Consider the following 9,836-nt stretch of genomic DNA (forward strand, 5'->3'; position numbering starts at 1 on the left):
AGTGGCAACCTTAACAGACGACCAACAATATGGATGAAAAAAGACCAATTGACAGAAAGAGAGAATCAGGCGGACACGCAGACATCGGTTCTGAAGAAGATGGTGCCATTATTGAAATGAAAAATATTGGTGGACGACTTTTAATTATTAAAGAAAGGTCGATATATGAAATGGTTATGGCAGACGACATTGACCCTAAAAGAACAAATATAAATCTTCCTACAACGATTCATAAACTTATCATAGACAAAGGAACAGAATCAGAGACTGTTTCAAGGACACTTTTAACGGCAATGACTTTATTCAGACCAGAGTATATTTCAAACGCTGTTGACTGTTCCAAACTAATAGGTTTGACGATAGATTTACTTTCTGAAATTTCTATACTTGAAAAAGAAATCAAAGAATATCAACTTGCTGAAAAAACTGCATCATACGAATACGATGAAAGAAGAGACCAAAAAGTTTCGTATAAACTTCCATCTGTTGTTAGCCTTGAATCCAAATGCAAAACCATATTTCAGAAAGCAGACCATATTGAGCAAACTCTTATGGACATTATAGTTAAGTTCTACCCTAATCTTGGCTTGACAAAGCAATCACATTTTCCAAATTTCCACGAAAAATTGCAAGAAAAATATGGAGAAGCCGACCCTTTTGTAGAGTTCATTAAAAAGACAGTTTACTTTATGCAGGTTATCCGAGAATTAAGAAATGGATTTGACCATAGACTTGAACACACAAAGGTTTTTGATTTTGAATTGCAGACAGATGGAAACATTATTGCTCCTACAATTCAACTAAACCACAAAAAGGTAAAATTGGAAAGGACTTCTTTAAGTGACTTTTTTGAAATAACTACAAAAAATCTGCTTGACATTATTGAATTGACATTTGCTTATTTAGCAGGAAAAAATGTTAAGACAGGTGGAATGCCATATCAGGTTAGACAAATACCTGATGACAAGAGACGAAATAAATTTGTAAAATATAGTTTTTGGACACCAATCGGAGATGAAGGATTTTATAACCAGTAAGAGAAAGGCAGCCACTAACACGGGTTTTGCGTCAGGCGGGGTGACGTGCAAACTTGGAGCTTTATGCTTCTATTGAACTGTAGTAATAAATTGAAACTTTGTGCTCCGAAACCCGCCCGAACGCAAAGCCCGAAAACGTTGGCAGAAATGGTAAAAAGATACCGCTAAAAACCAACGGAAACGAGTATAAACCTAAACTAAAAAACAAAATGACGAAAAACAAAACCATTTATTTGTGGGCTTTATTGTTGCTTTTTCTCGGAATTATCAATTCCTGTAGGAACGATTATTTGCAAGAACAACAAGTTCGGAACGAAGCAGAAAACTTTGAAATTTTCTCCAAAACAATTTCCCTTAAAGAAAGCCAACACAAAGCCCAACTGCTCCCCAAATTAAAAGAGGCAAAAACAAGGTTAACCTTTTCTGTACCCAATAATCTTTTTTCAAGGGTTATTCATTATGGTGACAGTATTTCCATCGATACCGATGAAGTGGTTTATGTGGAGTACAAAGCATATCATACTTACACTTTCAGACTTTATAGAAATGGAGCAGATGAAAATGCACCTGTTGAGAATTTGATTTTAAGTCTTGAACCCGATGGAACTTACAAAGAACTTTTGAAAACCTATAATTTCACAAATGAAGATTGGGAGGAATTTTCCATTGGAAATGGAATTGATTTGGAAGGAAAAACCACCACCATAGAACTTGAAAAAGGAACATACAACAATAACCAATCTGCAAGATACTTTGGGCTTGACTGTCATTATGTAAGCCAACCTGTCTTTGTAAGGTGCTGTCATGACTATCATGGAGCAGAAAATATAAACTTATGGTATCAATGTACTTGTTCAACAGGTGGTTTACCCAGAATGTACACGATAGAAACCGTGGTTTGTGAAGACGTTCCAGAACCTCCTTCCGGAAGTTGGGATCCAAATTCACCACCTGTTTCCTATAATGGTGGTGGTGATCCATTAACAGGAAACAATCCACAACCACAACCCGAAAATCCAAACGCTGTACAAGAAGCGATTGATGAGCTGGGTGGAGTGATTACGTTGCCCAATTTAATCACTTTAGAAACTGAAGAAACTAAAACTGACTGTGAACGATTGAAAGAAAAAACGGACGACACTGTTTTTAAAGCAAAATTGGACAGCATAAAAAACAGAGTAACCATGGCAAATCCTGATATGCATGAAACTAGTTTTGTGGTAGAAAAATATCATGGAAATATCTCCTATTCGATAACTTCGGGTTCTGCAACAGTTCTTCCTGATAATACCGTAGTTGTGAAAAACACCCTGTCAAATTATGATACTGCACAAGCTCACAACCACCCTCCAGAATCAATTCCTATTTATTCCTACAAAGATATAGTTACGCTATATGAACATTACAAAATGTTGGTTCCATTTAGGAAAAACGAGTTTTCAAGTTTTCTTGCCAATTTCAACGGCACAGTTTATGCTTTGAGGGTACAAGATCTTGCAAATCTTGACTCTTTATTCGATGGATTGGATTTGGATACTACGGAAGGAAGAAAAGATGCAGAAAAAAAAGTTTATGATATATACAAAGATGAAGCAGGAATGGTAACCAATATAGATTATACCGCAGCCCAAGCGGAAAAACTATTTATGAAAGTGATGAGTAGTAGCAAAATTGGTTCTAATTCTATATTTTTGTATCAATATGAAGATAACCAATGGAAAAAACTAACTTCTGTAGATGGTGGTGTAACCATACAAAAAACACCTTGTCCACAACCTTAAATTATAAAAAAATGAAAAATATAATTATATTAACTCTTACAACTTTTGCTTTTTTATCTTGCAAAGCACAGAATATCATCGTTCCATTATTGGAATGTAATAAAATGTACAATCATACCAGTCCAAATTATTATTTGAAAGACACCACCAACGAAATGGATAAATTTGTCGGAACTTGGAAGTGGATAAGTGGAACTCGTGAGTTTCAACTAACCCTAATAAAGCAAAAACATCATTTTAGCCAAACAGGAAATGATGACTATTATAAAGATCGTTTAGTTGGCTATTATAAATATTGGGAAAACGGAGTTTTGATTGCAGATACTTCTAATGATGATTTAACAAAAGATTACAGACCTAAAGTAATTTTTACACTAAATTGTCATAATCAAATTACCTCAATATCATTTGAAGATTATAAGAAATACAAAGATTTTGAGGTTTTATTGGAAAGTTTATCCCCAGCACAAATTAAAATGCGGATGTTTGAAGTAGAGCAAGTCATTACAATAAAGAATGGTGTTCAAATTCCCCCAAATGCTCCATTAAACGGAAGTACCTTTCCTAAAGAAATGATATTAGTAAAACAGTAAAACCACTTCTGCCAACATGGTATTTATGCAATGCGGAGTTAAAATAATAATAGAACTATCCGCTTTATAAATCAACAAAAACCATTTCTCTTTTTGCTAAACTACGAAAATTTGTAAAAAGAGAAATGGTTTTTGTTCAGTTTTGTGATTATAGAAAAAGTTGTCATAATCAGTCCGCACTGCAGAAATACCCGCTCGTTAGCGGTAATTTTAAAACCACACGTTAATGAATGATATAATATCGCTTATAGGAACAATTGCTTCAATAGGCTCTATTCCTCTTGGATTCTATTTCTTTATTAAGGGCAAAGAAGAAAAGCGTGATAAAGTAAAACGTGATATTGTCAAAACATTACTTCATCAACTCAACGACTCTAACCTAGTTTCTATCTTTGAGATACAGTCTGTAATAAATTCAAAATGCAGGGAGAATAAGGTTAAAGTTGACACTATAGTTATATCAGAAGTTATTGACGATTTACTTTCAGAAATAATTTCTAACCCGTTACTTCAAAAGGAAAGCAAAGCAACTTTTATCGCTAACTTAAAATTTTTGTCGCATAGAATACTGACTTCAACAGACAGCTACTTGAAGACTGAAAATGTAACAATTCAAAATATTAACCAAGATAAACTTGAAATTGAATTACAAGATGCACAAAGAAAAATAAGGGAAAAGGATAAATCCGTCAATTTTTCCGAATTATTTCGTATTGTCACCACATTCATCTTTGGTTCAGTAGGTGTTACATTTGCAATTTCTGATTTACTTTTTAATAAAATACCGTGGGAAGAAATCACTAAGAATAACACATTTTTTTATTCAGTAGTTGGCGGATTATTAACAGCAATTATAGGTCTTATAATTTCTCTAATTGTAAAAAAAACACGGGATAAATCAAAAGAATAAAAACTACCGCTAACATCGTGTTTGCAAAAGAGCAGGTTAAGTGCAAAACTGAACATCTGTACTTTCTTCACCGCAAAAACCATTTTTTATTTGCGTAAAAAATGTAAATTAGCAAATAAAAAAATGGTTTTTGCTAACGTTGGTGTAAAGTTGAAAGTTAATGCTTTCTCATCCGCTCCTTCGCAAACACGCGAACCGTTGTGCAACATTTTATCCAAACTCCCGTCAATAAAAAATGAAAATAAAAATTATACTTTTCTCTGTCATAATAATTTTGAGTTTTATTTTTATTTCAAACAAACTAAATTTTAATCCAAATTTTGCTGATTTCGAAATTGATAAAGCATTCTATAATAATTACTTTCCTGAAACTGCAAATCCCAAAACTTATTCTTCTTCTGTTAGACTTGAAAATGAAAATAATTTAACTTTTCCTAGAATTCGACCTAAAAAAATAATTCTTTATTCAAATCTTAATTGGATGAAAAATAAATATGAACTTAATGATGAAGAAAGTTATAAGCTTCTGAAAATCTTAAATGATAATACAAAATATAGATGGGGAGAATTAGGGACACCAGAAGTTCATTACTATTTCAAATTTTTGGACGAAAAAAATAATTTGATTGGAATCACAAAAATTGACCAAGAAGGAATGTCTTATTCTGAACCATACTTGACAAAAATGAAATGGTGTGAAATGAAAAACATAAACGAATTAAATAATCTTATAAAAGAAATTGAAAGGTAAAAACGTCGCACAACAGTGTATTAGCAAAAGCGGGCTTGAATACTCAAATTGAAAATTTGAATATTCTTCGCCGCCACTGCTTTTCGGTTTCGTTATTTTTTTTTTATTTCACTTCACCGAAAAAGCATTGGCTTCAGTTGGTCTAAAACTGAACTTTCAGTTCACTTTTCGCCCGCCTTCGCTAATACTTTTTCGTTATCTGCTATATCTCAAAAACGGTGCTCAAATGCAATTATCTCTGATAAATACAAAAAATACGTTAAAAAGCATTAAAGCCACATCAATTGTTTTTACATCAATTGCAATAATAATTTTAGCTTTTTCTTATTTCGAAAATCAATTTCCAACGCTTCAATTACTGATTTTAATACTAATATTTTCAGCCATAATTTTACCAATACTACTTGTCTCTTTTATAATTATAGAAGAACTTTATGGAAATTTAAGAAATAAGTCAAACTCAAGATTTGAATACTTAAAAGAGATTGGATTTGAGGAAAAAATATTTGAGCATCCTGCATTGTTGACTAAATCAAAATTAATATCAAAAGATGAAAAAGGATACACTTTTGTTTGCGATAGAAAATCAAATGATTTAAGAATAATTACGTCAGTAAATTTGAGAAATTCCACAAAATTACTTCTTAAAATAACTGAAAATTTTAATGGTATCGAAATTATAGAAAAACAAATTATAATTAAAAAATTTGAAAAATTAGAGTTAAACTCAGTACAAAAGTATATTAATGAAATCTCAAATTTGTTCGTTGAAAACAATATTCAAGCAGAATGATACAGCAGATAACAGTGTATTGCTAAAAGACGGGGTTGAATTCTAAATTGAAAGTTTTTGCATTTTTAGCCGCAATTTGCTTTTTCGTTTCACGATTTTTTGTAATTTAGTGCAACGAAAAAAGCAATTTGCTGAGTTCAGTGAAAGTTGAACTTTCAGGTGTAAAAGCCCGTCCTTCAGCAATACTTTTTCGTTGGCGGTAATTTTAAAAAACAGAACACACAAAATGAAATTTTTAACTTTTTTATCGATTTTAATCTTGACGGCTTGTAACCAAAACGAAAAAGTTAAATTCAAGGAAAAAAAGATAGGAGAAATTTATTCAAATAAAATAAATAAGGATTCTCTATATAAAGATAAAAGTGGTTTAAATGACAAACCAAAAGAAAATGTTCACCTTGAGCAATTAAACGAAGACAATTTAAATAAATTTCAAGTCTCAAATAGAGATAGTATACTACAGCTATATTCAGATATTCGTAAAGACCATAGAATTTTTGGTTACTCAAAACCAAATCAAAATTCGGATAAATTGATATTATTTTCTGTATTTACTAATGAAGTAGAAAAAAATCCTTTTCAATGTAAATTTGGTGCTTACTATGATACAAATAATTTCTCTCAAAATTTCACACTAAAATATAAAGGCAAAAAAAACAATTTTATTATTGCTGAGTTAGAAGACAGCTTAAAAAGCAAGACAAAAATATATTTTGAAAAAAAATGGTTTGATTTTGAATAAAAAAACTACCGCCAACAGTGTATTAGCAAAAGCGGGCTTGAATTCTTGAATTGAAAATTCAAAAATTCTTCGTCGCCACTGCTTTTCAATTCCGTAATATTTTTGTAAGTTTACTTCATTGAAAAAGCATTGGCTTCAGTTGGTCTAAAACTGAACTTTCAGTTCACTTTTCGCCCGCCTTCGCTAATACTTTTTCGTTAGCTGTAATAGCACCAAAAATCTCGTAAAAACATACTGAATGAATAAATATTTTTTGACATTTTTCATATTTCTTACAACAATATATTTATTTGCTAATGATGTTAGTTTAGAAAAAGCAAGAAGGAAAATTAACAATTATACTTCTTTAAGTTTCAAAGCAACTGCATACTATCCTATTCCCGAAACTGACGAAATAAATAAGTTCACAACTTTTTATATTGTGAATAATTATAAAAGTAAAGATTTTGATTTTTTCAGTCAAACTGGAACTGAGGAAGAAATATTTAAGAATAAAGATTATACGAGAATAGAAAATAGTGAAAAATCTGAATATAAATTTGAAGAATTAAATAATCAAATAGAACAAATTCAAAGCTCACATTTAGTTCAATATGGACCAACTTTTCTCCTCAATTTAGAATGGAAATTTGTAGATGATGTCATAATAAAAAGGGGAAAATTTTCTCATTTTTCATATATTGAAAATCAAAAGAAATTTAATGAAAAGACCATTTTAATAGAATATAATATTTATATTTCTCAAAAAAATTTAGTGACCAAATTTGAACGAAAAAGTTTTGTAGATAGCAAGCTTGGACAAACTGTAACTTATGAATTCACGGAATATAAATTTTCAAAAAAAGAAATTGATTTTAATTATACTTTACCTAAAAATTATACTTTAAAATATTTTGAAAAAATCGATATTAATCCTTTAGAAATTGGGACAAAAGCACCAAATTTTGAAGCAAATGATAACAATAACCAAAATTATTCTGAAAAAAGTTTCATTGGCAATAGAACATTGTTACTTTTTTCTTCAACAAATTGTGGTGCTTCAAAAGAAGTTTTTGACTTTATAAATAGTTCAGACTTTAAATTAGCAGATAATATTAATTTAATCAACTTTTACACTTCGGACTCAAAAGAAAGAGTTCAAAAATATTTCAAAAATCGTGAAATTAAATTTCCAATTATTGTAAACAGAAAAGACATTGAAAACAATTATAAAGTTTCTATTTTTCCAACCTTATATCTTGTAGAAAAAAATGGAATGATTGAACTAACATTAAATGGTTCAGACAAAATAATTGATTTTTTTAAATCAAACTCTAATAAATAAAAGCTACTACAGCTAACAGTGTATTGCCAAAATGCGGGGTTGAAGTCTTGGTTGCCCTAGTCTACTTTTTTCGTCGCAATTGCTTCTTTGTTTCACATTTTTTTGTAATTTAGTTTCACAAAAAAGCAATTGCTAAGGTTAGAGAAAATTGAACTTTTTGGGTGTAAAAGCCCGCACTTCGGCAATACTTTTTCGTTGTGTGTAATTGTACCAAAACACTTCCCTAAATAAAAGTTTATATGCAAATTTTGAAAAATGTAATTCTCTTTTTATTTTTATCAATGATAATTATAAGTTGTGATGCTCAAAATACAAATGATTTGGCGGTCAACTCGATTAAAGAAAAATTGAATGTTCCATTTGGAACCTTAGTTAAATTAAAAATTGAAATTATTGATGGTAAAAGCTTAAAATTAAAAGAATACCAAAGTGATTATTTAATGAAAGTATTAGAAATAAATGATGCTAAACTTGAGATACCTTTTATAATAAATTTTGAGGACCAAACTGGTGAATTCCCTAAAAACGGCTTTGCTCTTTATGAATTTCTTTATGAGAAAGAAGTTGATGGCGGATTATCTTCTGATAAAATTGAGGAAATGAATGAAGTTTATGTTGGAAAAGTATATTACGTTTTAGCATATGAATCTGGAAGCTTTGGAGGAATTCCAAATGTAAGCAAGTATGTCCAAGAAAATTCAAATGCATTTAGTTTAGCAAGACAAGACACTTCTTTCTTTTTCAAAAACCACATTGTGATTGACTCAAAAATAAGCGAATAACGAACAACTACACACAACAGTGTATTGCCAAAATGCGGGGTTGAAGTGATAATTGAGAGATTTTGCAATTTTCGTCGCAATTGCTTTTTTGTTCCACATTTTTTTGTAATTTAGTTCCACAAAAAAGCAATTGCTAAGGTTAGAGAAAATTGAACTTTTTGGGTGTAAAAGCCCGCACTTCGGCAATACTTTTTCGTTGTCTGCAATATCACAAAAAAGTACGCTTAAAATAAACTCTAAAATATTTTCTTAAGAAAATTATGAAAAAACAACTTTCTTTAATCGCATTTTCTTTAATTTCAATTTTTGGAAATGCACAAAATTCAAATGTTGAAAAAAATGTTGTGGGAATTCAAATTGGACTTTTCGGACTTGACCTTTACAATGAAACTAAAATTGCTGAAAAAACTACATTAAGAGCTGAAGCAAGTTTATTTCCAGCAATTTGGGGAGGAGATTTGTATGCGAAAACAGGTTTTGCATTTTATCCTGCTTTAACTATCCAACCTAAATATTACTATAACATTAAAAAAAGAGCTGAAAAAGGAAAAAATACTAAAAATAATTCTGCAAATTATTTTGGTTTACAAGTTCGTTATATTCCAGATTGGTTTGTAATTTCAAATACAAAAAACTTAAGCCTTTCAAATCAAATAAATTTTATTCCCACTTATGGATTTAGGAGAAATTTTGCTGAAAATTTCAATTACGAATTTAAAGTTGGTTTAGGTTACGGAACAACATTTGGAAATGATTTTAATACTTCGGGAGCAGTTTTGGACTTGAGTATTAAAGTTGGATATGATTTCTAAAAGATACTGCAGACAACAGTGTATTAGCAAAAGCGGGCTTGAATACTCAAATTGAAAATTTGAATATTCTTCGTCGCCACTGCTTTTCGGTTTCGTTATTTTTTTGTAACTTCACTTCACCGAAAAAGCATTGGCTCAGTTTGGCTGAAAATTGAACTTTCAGTTCACTTTTCGCCCGCCTTCGCTAATACTTTTTCGATGTGCAAAATTCCACCCCAAGCTAGCGCATCAGGAATTTTGCACATCGACCGGCGGATTACATCCGCAGATGCGCGCCGTCCCACTTTTGTGGAACTTCGCAAATCCGCCGA

10 protein-coding genes are annotated in these 9,836 nt (G+C 30.8%); all 10 read left to right on the forward strand.

The features are described 5' to 3' along the window. Window positions 1-29 precede the first annotated feature (29 nt). The 10 genes from AC4AGG_RS13675 (at window position 30) to AC4AGG_RS13720 (ending at window position 9,525) form a co-directional block, all read left to right on the forward strand. A complete protein-coding gene (locus AC4AGG_RS13675; RefSeq protein WP_489772569.1) occupies window positions 30-1,037 on the forward strand; it encodes a hypothetical protein in 1,008 nt (335 codons plus the stop codon). A gap of 209 nt (window positions 1,038-1,246) precedes the next feature. Further along, complete coding sequence (locus tag AC4AGG_RS13680) at window positions 1,247-2,818, forward strand: hypothetical protein (protein ID WP_489772570.1); 1,572 nt, start codon at window positions 1,247-1,249, stop codon at window positions 2,816-2,818. 11 nt (window positions 2,819-2,829) lie between these two features. Then, on the forward strand, window positions 2,830-3,411 hold the full coding sequence (locus AC4AGG_RS13685) for a DUF6705 family protein (RefSeq protein WP_489772571.1): 582 nt from the start codon (window positions 2,830-2,832) through the stop codon (window positions 3,409-3,411). A gap of 226 nt (window positions 3,412-3,637) precedes the next feature. Then, window positions 3,638-4,321, forward strand: a complete 684-nt coding sequence (locus AC4AGG_RS13690; RefSeq protein WP_489772572.1) for a hypothetical protein — start codon at window positions 3,638-3,640, stop codon at window positions 4,319-4,321. Between the two features lie 481 nt (window positions 4,322-4,802). Next, complete coding sequence (locus tag AC4AGG_RS13695; protein WP_489772573.1) at window positions 4,803-5,072, forward strand: hypothetical protein; 270 nt, start codon at window positions 4,803-4,805, stop codon at window positions 5,070-5,072. Window positions 5,073-5,298: 226 nt separating this feature from the next. Beyond that, the gene (locus AC4AGG_RS13700) at window positions 5,299-5,865 is read left to right on the forward strand and encodes a hypothetical protein (RefSeq protein ID WP_489772574.1); all 567 of its coding nucleotides are present in this window, start codon (window positions 5,299-5,301) and stop codon (window positions 5,863-5,865) included. 226 nt (window positions 5,866-6,091) lie between these two features. After that, window positions 6,092-6,607, forward strand: a complete 516-nt coding sequence (locus AC4AGG_RS13705; protein ID WP_489772575.1) for a hypothetical protein — start codon at window positions 6,092-6,094, stop codon at window positions 6,605-6,607. A gap of 238 nt (window positions 6,608-6,845) precedes the next feature. Next, the gene (locus AC4AGG_RS13710) at window positions 6,846-7,931 is read left to right on the forward strand and encodes a TlpA family protein disulfide reductase (RefSeq protein ID WP_489772576.1); all 1,086 of its coding nucleotides are present in this window, start codon (window positions 6,846-6,848) and stop codon (window positions 7,929-7,931) included. A gap of 248 nt (window positions 7,932-8,179) precedes the next feature. Then, window positions 8,180-8,713, forward strand: coding sequence for a hypothetical protein (locus AC4AGG_RS13715; RefSeq protein ID WP_489772577.1), 534 nt, complete (start codon window positions 8,180-8,182; stop codon window positions 8,711-8,713). A 260-nt stretch (window positions 8,714-8,973) separates the two neighbouring features. Then, a complete protein-coding gene (locus AC4AGG_RS13720; RefSeq protein WP_489772578.1) occupies window positions 8,974-9,525 on the forward strand; it encodes a hypothetical protein in 552 nt (183 codons plus the stop codon). Window positions 9,526-9,836: the final 311 nt, after the last annotated feature.

Source organism: Chryseobacterium sp. CG10_8 (assembly GCF_058117085.1).

Coding starts and splice junctions, on each gene's coding strand:
- AC4AGG_RS13675 (WP_489772569.1), top strand. CDS start 30: ATGGATGAAAAAAGACCAATTGACAGAAAGAGAGAATCAGGCGGACAC.
- AC4AGG_RS13680 (WP_489772570.1), top strand. CDS start 1,247: ATGACGAAAAACAAAACCATTTATTTGTGGGCTTTATTGTTGCTTTTT.
- AC4AGG_RS13685 (WP_489772571.1), top strand. CDS start 2,830: ATGAAAAATATAATTATATTAACTCTTACAACTTTTGCTTTTTTATCT.
- AC4AGG_RS13690 (WP_489772572.1), top strand. CDS start 3,638: ATGAATGATATAATATCGCTTATAGGAACAATTGCTTCAATAGGCTCT.
- AC4AGG_RS13695 (WP_489772573.1), top strand. CDS start 4,803: ATGAAAAATAAATATGAACTTAATGATGAAGAAAGTTATAAGCTTCTG.
- AC4AGG_RS13700 (WP_489772574.1), top strand. CDS start 5,299: ATGCAATTATCTCTGATAAATACAAAAAATACGTTAAAAAGCATTAAA.
- AC4AGG_RS13705 (WP_489772575.1), top strand. CDS start 6,092: ATGAAATTTTTAACTTTTTTATCGATTTTAATCTTGACGGCTTGTAAC.
- AC4AGG_RS13710 (WP_489772576.1), top strand. CDS start 6,846: ATGAATAAATATTTTTTGACATTTTTCATATTTCTTACAACAATATAT.
- AC4AGG_RS13720 (WP_489772578.1), top strand. CDS start 8,974: ATGAAAAAACAACTTTCTTTAATCGCATTTTCTTTAATTTCAATTTTT.